This is a genomic window from Brucella tritici, from assembly GCF_008932295.1.
Taxonomy (GTDB): domain Bacteria; phylum Pseudomonadota; class Alphaproteobacteria; order Rhizobiales; family Rhizobiaceae; genus Brucella; species Brucella tritici.
Window position 1 is genome coordinate 127024 of the sequence record NZ_WBWA01000008.1, and the last position, 14661, is coordinate 141684.

Here is a 14661-nt window from a genome sequence, read left to right on the forward strand (position 1 = left end):
TACAACAAATCCGGTTTGCGCCTGTCACTCTAGAATGGCTCGAATGATGATGCGGCTGTCATCATCATGCTTCGAAGCCTGACAGCCACGGAACAATATGATGTCGGCAGAACCTGTCTCACTATCCCCCGTAATCGATGTCCGCACCATACCGCCGATTTCGCGGCATGCGACGATCTTCTCGATGATCGATTCGCTTGAACCCGGCGAAGCGCTGGAAATCGTCAACGATCACGATCCCGTACCGCTGCGCCACCAGCTTGAAACCCGTAATCCGGGCGCATTCTCGTGGGTCTACAAGGAAACTGGTCCGTTATGGCGGGTCGAGATCGGTCGCCGGAAAGGCCATCATGGCGCTGACCATGAGTGTACCTGCGGCAATCACTGAAGTCTTATAGGCACAACGTCCGGGACGAACTGAGATGATCGGCGCGACGCTTTCCCGTTGGACCCTCTCCTACTTTGCCGCTTCGCTGGCTTTCCTCGTCTTTGGACTTGCCTTGATGGCGGGCGGTTTCGGCTATCCCGGTCACGGCATTCGCGCGGCTGAAACACTTATAATCGTGCACGCCATCTGTATAGGATGGCTTGCACTACTCATGAGTGGCGCACTTCTGCAATTCGTGCCGGTTCTGGTCAACAGATCCCTGTGGGGAAGCCGGGCAAGCCTCCCCGCCTTGCTTCTGCTGGTAGCAGGACTTTCCGGTCTGCTCGTTGGCTTTGCAGGCATGGCCGGGATGACGGAAAATCCGGCATGGCTGCTCCCGGTCTCCGGCATCCTGTTGACCTGCGGATTTTCCATCATTTTCGCAATATTGGGCATGACGCTCTGGCTTGCTCGCCCGATCACCCTGCCCGCACGGTTTGTTGCGGCAGGCATCTGTTGTCTTCTGATAACAGCACTGCTTGGCAGTATTTTCACCTTCGTGCTGTCCGGCTTCACGGAGCAAGCCGTTCTGCTCGATATTGCCGGTGCGGCATTGCCGGTTCACGCCGCACTTGGCCTTGGCGGCTGGATGACTTTCACGGCTATGGGCGTGAGCTACAGATTGCTGACAATGTTCATGCTGTCCCCCGATGCTGCGCGGCAGACAACCAGAATTATCTGGTGGGAAGGCGCTGCTGCCCTGACCATCCTCGCAATCGGAATCGTCGTTGTCGCCTTGGAAATGGGGTCAATCGAGATAGCCGTGACAGCGGCCCTCATTCCCGGCATCGCCTGCATCGCGCTCTATATCGTCGATATCCAGACGATCTACCGGCAGCGTAAACGCAAGACGATAGAATTGAACAGCGCCGCCAGCATTCCAGCCTTCATCGCGCTTGGGCTTTCAATTCTTCTGGCAATTGCCCTCTTCTGGACGGGCGCCACCGATGCGATGATTGCAGCCCTTGTCTATCTGTTTACCTTCGGTTGGCTGACCGGCCTCAGCCTTGCCCAGCTCTACAAGATCGTACCGTTTCTGACCTGGCTCGAATGTTATGGCCCCGTCATGGGGCGTGCACCGACACCACGTGTGCAGGATATGGTCAGCGAACGCCGCGCACGACAGTGGTTCGCTCTTTATTATACTGGCGTTGCAGTCACGACGCTGGCTTTGATTGCCGAATATCCAACCGTATTTCGTTTGGCCATTATGCTGAATCTCATGGCGATCCTTGCATTGATCGTGCACTTCTTTCGCGCCCGGCGGCTTCTTGATGTACCGAACGGCCTACGCCTGCCAAAAGGGGCAACCCTGCCGCATCTCATCTATGCCGGTGAACCAATTCTCAGGAGATCGAAATGACACTCTCAGTTCAGGACATCACGCACCATGTGCTGGACGTACGCCCGCTGATCAAGGGCGGCGTGGAACCCTTCAATGCCATCATGGAAGCAGTCGATGGTCTTTCGCCGGGACAAAGCCTCCTGCTGATCGCCCCGTTCAAACCGGCGCCGCTTTTCAGTGTCATGGAGCGAAAAGGCTTTTCTGCAAAGGCAGAGCCTCTGGATAATGGTGACTGGCAAGTCCTGTTCAGTCCGGTGATGGATGCCACGCCGGAACTGCGGTTCTCGGACAATGTCGTATCGCCGGATGTCTGGCCTGAACCATCGCGCTATCTTGATTGTTCGGACATGCAGCCACCGGAACCGATGGTGCGCATTCTTGCCGAAGTGGAAGATATGCCTGCGGGTACGGTCCTGTTCGCATTGCTGCACCGCGAGCCGTTGTTCCTCTTTCCCGAATTGGAAAACCGCGGTCATGAATGGGTCGGCAACTTCGATGAGACCGGTGCTGCCTATCGTATCATGATCCGCGTCGGAGACGCGAGGTAGTCGTCATGCAACACGAAACACATGCCCGGATGGAGACGCAGATCATCCAAAGTCTGCGTCTGGTGCTCGACCCCGAACTTGGGTTCAATCTCGTTGACCTTGGCATGATCTACAGTATCGACATTCGTGAAGGTGGAAATGTCGATATCTGCATGACGACGACAACACCCGGTTGCCCGGCTGCCGGTTATCTGACCGATGCCGTTCGTGCGAGCGCCGAATCTGTTGAAGGTGTTCATGCTGTGAATGTCGAACTGACCTATGAACCGGAGTGGATTCCGGAGATGGCGATGCCTGAGGTGCAGGCTCGGTTTGGAGATTGATCTCCCGTACATATCCGCATCAGGGAAACCAGCGAACAGTGCCAATCTGTTCGCTGGTTTCTCTTTTGGCCAAACCCCTTTGCTCCAGCGCAAACAAAGAGAAACATACATCAATTAAATACATTAAGTGATTGATATCAAATAATAATTATTACTCAACTTTCTGCGCCACCTTGATCGCAGTCAAGGACCACCAAAGTGTCTCTTTCTATAGTCGGCATGACAGAGCAGGAAATGCTCGGTCCTATCGTAAAGGAGAGTATCGATGGTCGACCAGATGCAAATCAGCCGCCGCAGCATATTGGCAGGAGCCGCCCTCGCCGGGGCGCTTGCGCCGGTTCTGGCAACCACATCCGCCTGGGGACAAGGCGCAGTGAGGAAGGCAAGTGCGGCAGAAATAGCGGCACTTCCGCGCCAGAAAGTGGAGTTGGTGGACCCTCCCTTCGTGCATGCCCACAGTCAGGTTGCAGAAGGCGGACCAAAAGTGGTCGAATTCACCATGGTGATCGAGGAAAAGAAGATCGTCATTGATGATGCGGGAACCGAAGTTCACGCCATGGCATTCAACGGCACCGTTCCGGGACCGCTCATGGTCGTGCATCAAGACGATTATGTCGAACTGACCCTCATCAACCCTGAAACCAACACGCTGATGCACAATATCGATTTCCACGCGGCAACAGGTGCATTGGGCGGCGGCGGGCTGACCGAAATCAATCCGGGTGAGAAGACCATCCTGCGCTTCAAGGCGACCAAGCCCGGCGTCTTCGTCTACCACTGCGCACCTCCCGGAATGGTTCCATGGCACGTGGTATCGGGCATGAATGGTGCCATTATGGTGCTGCCGCGCGAGGGATTGCATGACGGCAAGGGAAAAGCCCTGACCTATGACAAAATTTATTATGTCGGCGAACAGGATTTCTATGTGCCGCGTGACGAGGACGGGAAGTTCAAGAAATATGATGCGCCCGGTGACGCTTATGAAGACACGGTCAAGGTCATGCGCACCCTCACCCCAACCCATGTCGTGTTCAACGGCGCTGTTGGAGCACTGACCGGCGACAAGGCCATGACGGCAGCGGTCGGCGAGAAAGTCCTGATCGTCCATTCGCAGGCCAACCGCGATACGAGACCGCATCTGATCGGAGGGCACGGGGATTATGTCTGGTCAACCGGCAAGTTCAACACGCCGCCGGATGTTGATCAGGAAACCTGGTTCATTCCGGGCGGTGCGGCCGGAGCAGCTTTCTATACGTTCCAGCAGCCCGGCATCTATGCCTATGTGAATCATAATCTGATCGAGGCCTTTGAACTCGGCGCTGCGGCTCATTTCAAGGTCACGGGTGAATGGAACGACGATCTGATGACATCGGTTCTCGCGCCATCCGGCACGTAAAGCAAATGTTTGAAGGCGCCTCAACTCCCAGGGTGCCTTCGGCAAACCTTCCCTGAATCGTGCTTTACGAAGAAAGGCTCGGGGCTGCATCCATTTGCCTCCCATATGGCTGCGGTCCCTTGATATCCGATGAACGAAGGCAGAGGAAAAAAGCGCCTGCGTGAGCTTGCCGTAGCCGTTCCGGCGGTCGTGCTGGCAGTCGTCGCGGGGTTGTTTGTCGTTGACGCCGTCGGGCGTTCGGACCACGCAATATCGGGCGCATCACCTGTCGGTCCCGAGATGATTGTTATCGCGCCGCGCACTATGACTTATCGGGCGGATGGCGACTTTCAGAAGAACAATTATCCCGTCGATGCCCCGTTGATGACCCGCAAGCTGCAACGGGCATTCGAGATCATGAAGTATCAGGTCAGTACGACCGAATACGCGCACTGCGTCGCCGATGGCGACTGTCAGCCTGCCGAGACCTTGCCGCACAATCATGATGCATCCGCAGCCGATGGCCCCATCGTCGGCGTCAGCTATGATGATGCGCAGGCCTATGCCGACTGGCTTTCACGCAAAACCGGCGAAATCTGGCATCTGCCAACAGACGAACAGTGGGCATTCGCCGCAGGCTCACGCTTTCCTGACGACGCCCTTGGCGTCGATGACGATTCTGCTGCCAATCCCGCGCTGCGTTGGCTGAGAGATTATGAAAAACAAAGCGCCCGCAAGCAGGACAGAAACCCTGCCAGGCGTCCGGCAGGTGCGTTCGGGGTCAACGAATTGGGCGTGGCCGATATCGCTGGCAACGTGTGGGAATGGACCCAGACCTGCCATCGTCGCGTCAATATCGATGCCTATGGCAAACAGATTGCAGAAACACCTTCGTGCGGCGTTTACGTCGTCAATGGCAAGCACCGTGCGGCCATGAGTTCGTTCATTCGCAACCCGAAAACCGGAGGATGCAGCGTCGGCGTTCCGCCCGACAATCTCGGTTTCCGGCTGGTTCGCGACAACCGCTGGTATGTTGTGGCGTGGAAGCGCATCCAGAACATCGGCGCATGAGGGATTAACTGTGAATGCCCGATCCCCGGCCCCGAAAACAATTCCAAGCCTGCTTTGCTGTGCTAAAGTAGATGCAGGATTTTGGAGTGTGAGAAACGCAATGTCCATGATAGATCGCGGACTTGTCAGGAAACTGTCCTTGTTCGCCAAAATGAGTGATGGCGAACTCGACAAACTCGTTTCGTATGCAACTACAAAGCGTGTTCCTCCGGGAGAGGCGATTTTCGAACAGGGCGATGAAGCCGTTCTATTCTACCTTCTCCTGCATGGGCGATTGAAGGTCAATCAGGTGACGCCGGACGGGCAGCAGATCATTGTCCGCATGGTGCATCCAGGTGATCTTTTCGGATTTGCCAAAGCCCTGCAAAGAAGCGACTACCCCGGAACAGCGATCGCCGTCGCAGAAAGCATCGTGTTGGCCTGGCCGACTGAGCTTTGGGACTATTTTGTCGAGCAGAATCCCGGTCTGGCAATGAATGCCATCCAGACAATCGGCAAAAGGCTGGAAGAAGCCCATACGCGTATCCGTGAAATGTCGACGGAAGAAGTGGAACGGCGTGTCGCGCACACGGTGCTGCGCCTTGCGCGTCAGGCCGGACGGAAAGAAGATGACGGCATCCGGATCGATTTTCCGATCACGAAACAGGATATTGCCGAAATGACCGGAACGACGCTGCATACAGTGTCACGCATTCTCACCGGCTGGGAAGCGCAGGGGTTTGTTCGCGGCGGTCGCCAGAAACTGACCGTTCTCAATATGTCGGGTGTGAGGCGACTTGCCGACGGCGAGCAATAAACTCAGTAAAAAGCCGGAATTTCCAGGCGGAAAACGCTCTGCACAAGACAATCAAAATACAATAAAAACAACTGGATAATCCGGTTTTCTTCCAAAGAGATTCGGATAGCGTCTTTGCGCTATCCGAAAACTTCCCGTTCTTCGGATTTCGCTGCCAGCAATGCCTCTATCATCAGCTTTTCCGACAGAATATGACGACGCACGCTCTCCATAAAGCCGCGCACCATGTATGAGATCGTGTCACGAGCGAGGCTGCAACGACCTTCTGCAATAGCCATCAATGTCTGCGACAACTCCTCGGCGGCCAGCCGGTCACAACGATGTTCGGCCTTCAATCGTTCGATGATGGCGGTGGCAAAATGGGAATGAGCCTGTCGGCTGAAATCGGGGAAAAGAACCTCTTCTTCCAGCGCATGGGTTTCACCCACAAGGCGGGGAATGAGCATGGCGATTCGCCGATACTCCTGCATTGAAGCGCCGGTTTCGAGGTCATCGGCGATTTCTTCCAACTGCAGGCATAGTTCCAGCAGGTCGTGATGGTGGGCCTCAAGGCGGCTGATATCAGTGGCATGCAAGACTGGCGGCGTGTCCATCGCTCTTTTCCCAACCTACTGACCCAAGAAAAGAACGGCTGCAATCACGATGGATGCAGCAACTGCGGATAGCGTGCCCGCGCCCTGCAACGCTCCCATACGGTAGAGAACCAGCGAAAAGCCGATGATCGCCGGTGTCGCGACCATGAGTCCGATCTGTGCATCCGTCATTGAAATTTCCTTTGCTTTGGCGGGGATACAATGTCGCGCCCGACGCATTTCTTCTTTGCCAAAACGCAAAGAAGGCCCGAACTGCGGGCGCTAGGCATGTGCCATGTCTGGAACCGAAGATTTGTCCATAGCTGCAATGAATTCAGGGGATCGCGCGGAAGACGATCTTCTGCTCTGGATTCTCGTTTGGAGCGAACTCGTTGCCTTCGCGATCCTGCTGATCGCGTTCATGGTGATGTCGATCGTCAATGTAGAAGGCGTCGCGCAATTGCGTGCGCATCTGAGCCCCGGTCTCGCTGCAACCAACACCGTCGTGCTGCTGATGAGCGGCTGGCAGGCAGCAATAGCCGTGCGCAGGCGCAACGATATAAATCAGGCTCGCCGACCGCTTTTATATGCTGCCTTTTTCGGCCTCGTGTTTGTTGTGATCAAGCTCATCGAATATTCGCATGAAATCCAGTTTGCGAGCGATGAAAGCGCAGGCTCGTTCTTCGAGCTTTATTTTCTCCTGACAGGTTTTCACCTGATGCATGTGGCGTTCGGCTCTGTCGTGCTTGCTCTCGTCGCATGGCGACCGACACGCTCGAATATTCTGCTGATTACGACACTCTGGCACGCCATCGACCTTGTATGGCTGGTGATGTTCCCTGTTCTTTATCTCGCTTGAGGCCCGCAGTGTCCGATCGCAATCACTCTTCCCTGATCCACACATTCATCATTCTGATTCTCCTCGCTCTAAGCGGTGCATTCATCGCAAGCACCAGCGCCGGAATGTTCGCAGCCATAATCATCGTGTTGATTCTCGCTTTTGCAAAAGGCTGGTTCGTCATCCTCGATTTTATGGAAATGCGCGGAACCAGCGGCACATTGAAGCCGGCTTTGCTGGCCTGGCCTGCCCTTCTGCTGGCGCTTGCCCTGACACGTTCCATCGTTGTTCGCGTTCTCCTTTGAACAACCGTGTTGGTGTTTGCCAAATCGCAAAGAAGGCTTTCCCCCGACCGATAGAACAGTCCTGTCCCGTGATGCTGGCGAGGGGATCGACCAGCCGCATTATCGACGGGGGGATTTGTTGCCGGGGCCTTGTCCCCCGGCAGATGAAAGGACGAAGGGATGGCAGAACGCCTAACCAAGACCGGCGCACGAAACGTCTTCTATGGCGGGTCTATTTTCTTTTTCGCGATCTTCGTGGGGCTGACGGCGCACAGTCACTACTACATGAAAACAACTTCCACGGATGAATCCACGCTGACGGCCTCGGTCGCCCGCGGCAAGCACATCTGGGAGAAAAACTCCTGCATCAACTGCCACACGCTGCTTGGCGAGGGTGCCTATTTTGCGCCCGAGCTTGGCAATGTCTGGAAGCGCTGGGGCGGCGAAGAAGACCCCGAAGGCGCACGCGAGACGATGAAAGCATGGATGCAGGCACAACCTACCGGGATCGAAGGGCGTCGCCAGATGCCCCAGTTCAACCTGAGCGAACAGGAACTCAACGATCTGGCTGATTTCCTTGAATGGACCAGCCGCATCAAGACGCAGGACTGGCCGCCCAACGAGGCAGGCTGAGCGCGGGATGAACGGAGTTACACAATATGAAATATGAAAGCCAAAAGGTCGCGATGCTCTATTTTTATGGAGCGCTCGTGCTGTTCATCGCGCAGGTCGCATTCGGCGTTCTCGCCGGTACGATCTATGTTCTGCCCAATACGCTCTCTGAGCTGTTGCCCTTCAACATCGTTCGCATGATCCACACCAATGCGCTGGTCGTCTGGCTGCTGATGGGCTTCATGGGTTCGACTTATTATCTGCTGCCGGAAGAGACCGAAACCGAGCTTTACAGCACCAAACTCGCCGTCATCCAGTTCTGGCTGTTCTTCGTGGCGGCCGGTGTCGCCGTTGTCGGCTATCTGTTCCATATTCACGAGGGGCGTGAATTTCTCGAACAGCCATTCATCATCAAGGTCGGCATCGTTGTCGTCTGCCTGATCTTCCTGTTCAACATCACGCTGACGGCGCTCAAGGGCCGCAAGACCACGGTGACCAACATTCTTCTGTTCGGCCTGTGGGGCCTTGCCCTGTTCTTCCTGTTCGCCTTCTATAATCCGATCAATCTCGCGCTCGACAAGCTTTACTGGTGGTACGTCATCCATCTGTGGGTTGAAGGTGTGTGGGAACTCATCATGGCGTCGATCCTCGCCTTCCTGATGATAAAGCTGAACGGCATCGACCGCGAAGTCGTCGAAAAGTGGCTCTATGTCATCGTCGGTCTGGCGCTGTTTTCCGGCATTCTCGGAACAGGTCACCATTATTACTGGATCGGCGCACCGGGCTACTGGCAGTGGATCGGTTCGCTGTTCTCGACACTGGAAGTCGCTCCGTTCTTCACCATGGTGATCTTTACCTTCGTGATGACATGGAAAGCCGGTCGCAAACATCCAAACCGTGCGGCTCTTCTCTGGTCCATCGGTTGTTCGGTCATGGCCTTTTTCGGGGCGGGCGTATGGGGCTTCCTGCACACGCTGTCGTCGGTCAACTACTACACCCACGGCACGCAGCTTACCGCCGCCCACGGGCACCTCGCCTTCTTCGGCGCCTATGTCATGCTCAATCTCGCAGTCATGGCCTATGCGATCCCCGAACTGCGTGGACGGGCGCCGTATAACCAGATGCTCTCCATGGTGAGCTTCTGGGCCATGTGCACGGCCATGTCCGTGATGACCTTTGCGCTCACATTCGCAGGTGTTGTCCAGACCCATCTGCAACGTGTTCTGGGTGAGAGCTTCATGGTCGTGCAGGACCAGTTGGCGCTGTTCTACTGGATACGCCTCGGCTCCGGCGTCGTGGTGGTGATTTCGGCCTTCATGTTCATCTGGGCCGTCCTGGTTCCAGGCAAGGAACGCCGCGAAAACACCTCCGGATTCGTTCAACCCGCTGAATGATCGACACCAGGCCCCGCCTCATGGCGGGGCTTCATTGCCCGATACAAAGGAAAACGGCCATGAACCCCATTCTCAGAAATGTAGAAAATGCCGATGTCTCGATCCCACCATACAGCCCGTCCGGCAATGAATGCGCGCTCTTCGAAATGGCCTGGACGCGTAAGCTGCCATTGCTTCTCAAAGGACCGACCGGTTGCGGCAAGACGCGGTTTGTAAGCCATATGGCCGCAAAACTCGGCCTGCCGCTCTCGACAGTTTCCTGCCATGACGATCTGGCGGCTGCTGATCTGACCGGGCGCTACCTGCTGAAAGGCGGTGATACCATATGGGTCGATGGCCCCCTGACCCGCGCCGTACGCGAAGGCGGCATTTGCTATCTCGACGAGATCGTCGAGGCGCGCAAGGACGTGGCCGTAGTTCTGCATCCGCTGACCGACGACCGCCGCCTTCTGCCATTGGAACGCACCGGCGAACTGCTCGAAGCGCCTGACGGCTTCATGCTCGTCGTATCTTATAATCCGGGTTACCAGAACCTGTTGAAATCCCTGAAGCCAAGCACGCGCCAGCGCTTCGTCGCTATCGAGTTCGACTTTCTGCCCAAGGAACAGGAAATCGCGGTGGTCAGCGATGAAAGCGGCCTTGCGGCTCCAAAGGTTGCGCCACTGGTGGCGCTGGCTCACCGGCTGCGCGGGCTGAAAGGCCACGATCTGGAGGAAGGCGTTTCAACCCGTCTGCTGGTCTACTGCGCCACGCTGATCGACGCAGGCATGTCGCAACGCGAAGCCGCACGCGCCGCGATGATCGAACCGCTGACCGATGAGCCGGATGTCAAAGCCGCTTTGATTGAAGTTGCCGATGCAATGCTGAAATAGGCGGACGCACAATGCTGGACTTTCTGGAACTGGAGGAAACCGTTGGCCGGGCCTGGCATCGCCTGATCGGCAAGACCGGATCGTGGCCGCATTATCCCCAGCACGCCGTGCAGCTTGGCGATATTCGCCAGAAACTCGCCATCTGCTTTCGTGGCTTTGGTGGCGATGTTGCCGTACAGATTGCCCCGGCCCGTGCCCGAACTTCCGGGCACAGGCTGGGATTGCGGCAGCGCATGGCTTTGGGCGAAGAGAAGCTTAGCCAGCCGTTGCGGGATGAAGCGACATTGATGCTGCCGCCGGAGATCGCGCTTTTCCCCGATCGCACGCTCAATTACGATCTCTATGTCTGGCTTGCGGGTTATATGGCAGTCATGCCGACCGAAGTGAATGAGCTTCCCCGTGACCCTTTGCGCCGCAACCTTGCAGCCCTTGCACTGGCATCGGATACGGTTGCGAAGACTTGCCGGGTATTTCCCGGCCTTCAGAAACGTTATGCGCGCCTGTGCGAAGCGATGCTGGCTGTACGTCCCAAACGCTCGCTCTATGGTCTTGAACAGCAAGTGGAAGAGCGCATTCTGGCGCTTCTGAAACAGGGCGCAGGACTGCCGGATGACAGTCTCGCTACAATCTTCCCGCATTGCGCCCCCGCAGGCTATCTGCCCGCCCTGCCCGTCCCGCTTTGGCCGGAATTGATAAGGCGCGAGGAAACTGCACCACGTGACAGCGACGACCAGCCGGTGCTCAACAGCAAGGCGGAAGGTGTCGAAACCGGGCGGCAGATTGCCAACCGCGAGAAGCAGGACCCGAAACTGGCCGACAGAAGCCCGTTCATTCTCAATCGCTTCGAGAAAATCCTTGCCATGGCAGAAATGGTGAGCGTCGACAGGCCAACGGACGATAGCAACGAGCAGAACGCAAAATCCGCCGATGAGCTTGATGATTTGACATTGGGCGAGCGCAAGGGCAGACCCGCCGCCCGTTTCCGTTTCGATCTCGACCTGCCGCCCGAAGCCGTCGACCGAACGGCTCTTACCGCCAAACTAACCTATCCGGAATGGGATTACCGGAAAGGTGTTTATCTTCCCGACCATTGCAGTGTTCTGGCAGGACCAGCACAGGGCCGTGAAGAAGCTATGGAATTGGATGACGAAGCGCAAAGCCTTGTGCGTCGGGTGCGCCGCCAGTTCGAGATACTGCGGCCGGGCCGCGAATTGATGCGGGCGCAGCTTGATGGCAACGATCTCGATCTTGATGCCGTGGTGCGTTCACGATGCGACTTTGCCGCCGGAGGACAGGGCAGCGACCATGTGCACCTGATGAGCCGGCCCAAGGCAAACGACCTTGCGGTCACCATTCTGGTCGATGTCTCCCTATCCACCGATGCATGGATCGACAATCGGCGCGTGCTGGATGTGGAAAAGGAAGCGCTTCTGGTTCTGGCCAACGGCATCGCCGCCTGTGGCGACCGCTGCTCCATCCAGACATTCACCTCACGCCGCCGCTCATGGGTGCGGGTTGAAACCGTGAAGGACTTCGACGAAACCTTCGGTTCTGCCGTAGAACACCGGATTGCGGCGCTGAAGCCGGGCTTCTACACACGCATGGGAGCCGCCATTCGCCACTCAACGGCAAAGCTTGCCGAACAGCCGAACCGAAAGAAGCTTCTGCTGGTTCTGACAGACGGCAAGCCGAACGATGTCGATCACTATGAAGGCCGGTTCGCGCTTGAGGACAGCCGCAGGGCAGTCAGCGAAGCGCGCGCCACAGGCGTCAACGTCTTTGCCGTGACGGTCGACCGGGAGGCAAGCGCCTATCTTCCAGCACTTTTCGGCCGGAGAAACTATGCACTCGTCGCCAAGCTGTCGAAACTGCCCGTCGCTCTACCGGCAATCTATCGAATGATGACCGGGTGAATCGGGCGGGCTACCAAGCCTGTCCGACAAGAGTGCGAAGTGCATGGCAGCCGCTATTGTTTCTCGCGCATCCCGGAAACCGTTTCACACGTTTCGGGATGCGCTTCAGGCAGGTTGAGGTTGTCGCACCGACGAAAGATGGCGAACCACAACCGGCACCAGCAACACCAGTCCCAGAAGCGACGAATAAATCTCCGGGGCAACCAGCAAAACCGCGGCGACGATCATCAGGATATTTTCCCAGGCTTTCGTACGCACCAGTAAAAAGCCCGACAGTGCAGCACCCAGTGCTGTGATGCCGATGGCACAACCGAGGAATGCCACGAAGAAATCCGGCCAATTGAAGTCAGATGTGACCAACAGAAGCGACGGAGAGAATACGAAGACAAATGGCACAAGTACCTTGCCGAGACCGAGCCGGAAGGCCGTATTGCCGGTCTTGAACGGATCGGCGCCCGCCATACCCGCCGCCGCATAGGCCGCGAGCGCGACAGGCGGTGTGATATCCGCCAGCACCCCGTAATAGAAGACGAAGAAGTGAGCTACGATCGGCTCAACCCCCAACAGCCCCAGCGCGGGCGCGGCAATCGTAGCCATGATGATGTAGTTGGCGGTCGTTGGAATGCCACAGCCCATCAGAATACAGACTATCCCCGTCATTATGAGCGTGAAAAGCAGCGTCAGTGTTTGCGGGCCAAACCATGCAGCGGGCAGAATGGTACCGAAATATGTCGCGAGCTGCCCTGCTGTCGAGGTCACGATATAGGAAATCTTGAAGCCGACGCCTGTGAGCGTCACCACGCCGACGATAATGCCGACAGTCGCCGCAGCAGCGCCCACGGCGAGCGCATATTTGGCGCCATCGCGCAGTCCGTCAAAAATCTCGCCTATCGACATGCGCTTGCGCGGATTGAGCAATCCCACTGCGATACAGAGCGTAATGCCCCAGAATGCAGCCAGATAAGGCGTATAGCCCGACAGCAGAACGCCGATCAGCACAATCAATGGAATGACAGTCGGCCAGTCACGCTTGAAAGCTTCCTTCAGGTCAGGCAGCTCTTCCTTCGTCATGCCGCGCAAACCATTGCGCTTGGCTTCGAAATGGACCTGCATCAGAACGCCGAAGAAATGCATGAAGGCTGGCACGATAGCCGCCAGAATAATGGTTGTGTAAGGCAGGTTCAGGAATTCGATCATCAGGAACGCGGCTGCCCCCATGATCGGCGGCGTGATCTGCCCGCCTGTTGATGATGCTGACTCCACGGCGGCGGCAAAGTGGCGCTTGTAACCAAGCCGGATCATCGCCGGAATGGTCAGCGAACCGACGGTCACCGTATTGGCGACCGACGAGCCTGAAATCATGCCGAACAATGCGGAGCCGAAAATGGAGACTTTTGCCGGACCGCCAGCAAAACGGCCCGCTACCCAAGCCGCGCAATCCAGAAATAGCTGACCGAGACCGATGCGGGTTGCAAAAACGCCAAACAGCACGAAATGGAAAACATACGTTGCCACCACACCAAGAGCGATACCGTAGATGCCCTGTGTCGTCAGATAAAGATGATCGACAAGCTGGCTGACGGTCGCGCCGGGATGGACGAGAATGCCCGGCATATGCTGCCCGAAAATGGCGTAGAGCATGAACAGGATTGATATGATCGGCAGTGGCCAGCCGACCGACCGTCGCGTCGCTTCCAGCAGAACCAGAATGAGAAGACCGCCGAGGACAACATCTGTCGTCGTCGGATTACCAACGCGAAAGGCAAGATCATCGAGCGGTATCATTGGAACGTGGGCGACGGACACGACCGCTATGATCGCCAGCGCCCAGTCGATGACGGAAATGCCAAGCGGCCTCAACCATGACGATGTGGTGGGCTGATCGTAACCCTTGCGGGAGAACGGGAAAACAAGAAAGACCAGACCGAGCACGAAGGAAAGGTGAATGCCGCGATGCACCATTTCCGAGAGAAGGCCAAAGCCCGCCGTGTAATAGTGGAAGATGGAAAGTATGATCAGCAGCGCGCCGACAATGCGTGCCGCGAGCGGTCCTAGTGGGCGAAAGCGAATCTCGGAGTCGAACTTTTCCTCAAGCTCGCGCGCTTTGGCTTCGTCCAGTTCCATGGGCGATGTTTTCGCCTCTTGCTCGCTCACCATAGGGCCCTCTCCACTCAGAGCGCAAGCTGATCCATTTGAATCAAATAATCGCTCTAACCATTTGTTTTAATAAAATTATATACCTGAAAGATGCTTTATTCGGACTGGAAGCAAATGCACGGAGTTCTGCTGAA

General features: G+C 56.6%; 16 protein-coding genes. 13 read left to right on the forward strand and 3 right to left on the reverse strand.

What is annotated here, in order from left to right:
- The first annotated feature begins 100 nt into the window (after positions 1-100).
- The 7 genes from F9K91_RS10970 to F9K91_RS11000 all read left to right on the forward strand — a co-directional run bounded on the left by F9K91_RS10970 (position 101) and on the right by F9K91_RS11000 (position 5885).
- Positions 101-388: a DUF2249 domain-containing protein gene (locus tag F9K91_RS10970; RefSeq protein ID WP_151554681.1), complete on the forward strand. Its 288-nt coding sequence runs from the start codon at positions 101-103 to the stop codon at positions 386-388.
- Between the two features lie 34 nt (positions 389-422).
- Positions 423-1790, forward strand: coding sequence for a hypothetical protein (locus F9K91_RS10975; RefSeq protein WP_151554682.1), 1368 nt, complete (start codon positions 423-425; stop codon positions 1788-1790).
- Positions 1787-2320, forward strand: a complete 534-nt coding sequence (locus tag F9K91_RS10980) for a DUF2249 domain-containing protein (protein WP_151554683.1) — start codon at positions 1787-1789, stop codon at positions 2318-2320. Before F9K91_RS10975 ends, F9K91_RS10980 begins: the two co-directional genes overlap by 4 nt.
- A gap of 5 nt (positions 2321-2325) precedes the next feature.
- Positions 2326-2643, forward strand: a complete 318-nt coding sequence (locus F9K91_RS10985) for a metal-sulfur cluster assembly factor (protein WP_151554684.1) — start codon at positions 2326-2328, stop codon at positions 2641-2643.
- Between the two features lie 265 nt (positions 2644-2908).
- A complete protein-coding gene (nirK, locus tag F9K91_RS10990; protein WP_151554685.1) occupies positions 2909-4039 on the forward strand; it encodes a copper-containing nitrite reductase in 1131 nt (376 codons plus the stop codon).
- Positions 4040-4168: 129 nt separating this feature from the next.
- Positions 4169-5089: an SUMF1/EgtB/PvdO family nonheme iron enzyme gene (locus tag F9K91_RS10995; protein WP_151554686.1), complete on the forward strand. Its 921-nt coding sequence runs from the start codon at positions 4169-4171 to the stop codon at positions 5087-5089.
- A gap of 100 nt (positions 5090-5189) precedes the next feature.
- Positions 5190-5885, forward strand: a complete 696-nt coding sequence (locus tag F9K91_RS11000; RefSeq protein ID WP_151554687.1) for a Crp/Fnr family transcriptional regulator — start codon at positions 5190-5192, stop codon at positions 5883-5885.
- A 119-nt stretch (positions 5886-6004) separates the two neighbouring features.
- Here F9K91_RS11000 and F9K91_RS11005 read toward each other — a convergent pair whose 3' ends face one another.
- Positions 6005-6478 (reverse strand): hemerythrin domain-containing protein, encoded by a 474-nt coding sequence (locus F9K91_RS11005; protein ID WP_151554688.1) that lies wholly within the window; start codon positions 6476-6478, stop codon positions 6005-6007.
- Positions 6479-6493: 15 nt separating this feature from the next.
- Complete coding sequence (locus tag F9K91_RS25990; RefSeq protein WP_010660610.1) at positions 6494-6649, reverse strand: hypothetical protein; 156 nt, start codon at positions 6647-6649, stop codon at positions 6494-6496.
- A gap of 103 nt (positions 6650-6752) precedes the next feature.
- Here F9K91_RS25990 and F9K91_RS11010 point away from each other — a divergent pair, with 103 nt between their 5' ends.
- The 6 genes from F9K91_RS11010 (at position 6753) to F9K91_RS11035 (ending at position 12370) form a co-directional block, all read left to right on the forward strand.
- Complete coding sequence (locus F9K91_RS11010) at positions 6753-7316, forward strand: cytochrome c oxidase subunit 3 family protein (RefSeq protein WP_151554689.1); 564 nt, start codon at positions 6753-6755, stop codon at positions 7314-7316.
- Complete coding sequence (locus F9K91_RS11015) at positions 7280-7600, forward strand: cytochrome C oxidase subunit IV family protein (RefSeq protein ID WP_192799204.1); 321 nt, start codon at positions 7280-7282, stop codon at positions 7598-7600. The genes F9K91_RS11010 and F9K91_RS11015 overlap by 37 nt, the downstream gene beginning before the upstream one ends.
- Positions 7601-7759: 159 nt before the next feature.
- Positions 7760-8212: a c-type cytochrome gene (locus F9K91_RS11020; RefSeq protein ID WP_006466562.1), complete on the forward strand. Its 453-nt coding sequence runs from the start codon at positions 7760-7762 to the stop codon at positions 8210-8212.
- Positions 8213-8238: 26 nt separating this feature from the next.
- Positions 8239-9585, forward strand: a complete 1347-nt coding sequence (locus F9K91_RS11025; protein ID WP_010660606.1) for a nitric-oxide reductase large subunit — start codon at positions 8239-8241, stop codon at positions 9583-9585.
- A gap of 59 nt (positions 9586-9644) precedes the next feature.
- Entirely contained in the window at positions 9645-10457 is an 813-nt protein-coding gene (locus tag F9K91_RS11030) for a CbbQ/NirQ/NorQ/GpvN family protein (protein WP_151554691.1), read from the forward strand.
- An 11-nt stretch (positions 10458-10468) separates the two neighbouring features.
- Positions 10469-12370 (forward strand): nitric oxide reductase activation protein NorD, encoded by a 1902-nt coding sequence (locus tag F9K91_RS11035; RefSeq protein WP_151554692.1) that lies wholly within the window; start codon positions 10469-10471, stop codon positions 12368-12370.
- Between the two features lie 105 nt (positions 12371-12475).
- On the opposite strand, the gene F9K91_RS11040 is transcribed toward F9K91_RS11035, so the two are convergent.
- Positions 12476-14527 (reverse strand): TRAP transporter permease, encoded by a 2052-nt coding sequence (locus F9K91_RS11040; protein WP_151677796.1) that lies wholly within the window; start codon positions 14525-14527, stop codon positions 12476-12478.
- Positions 14528-14661: the final 134 nt, after the last annotated feature.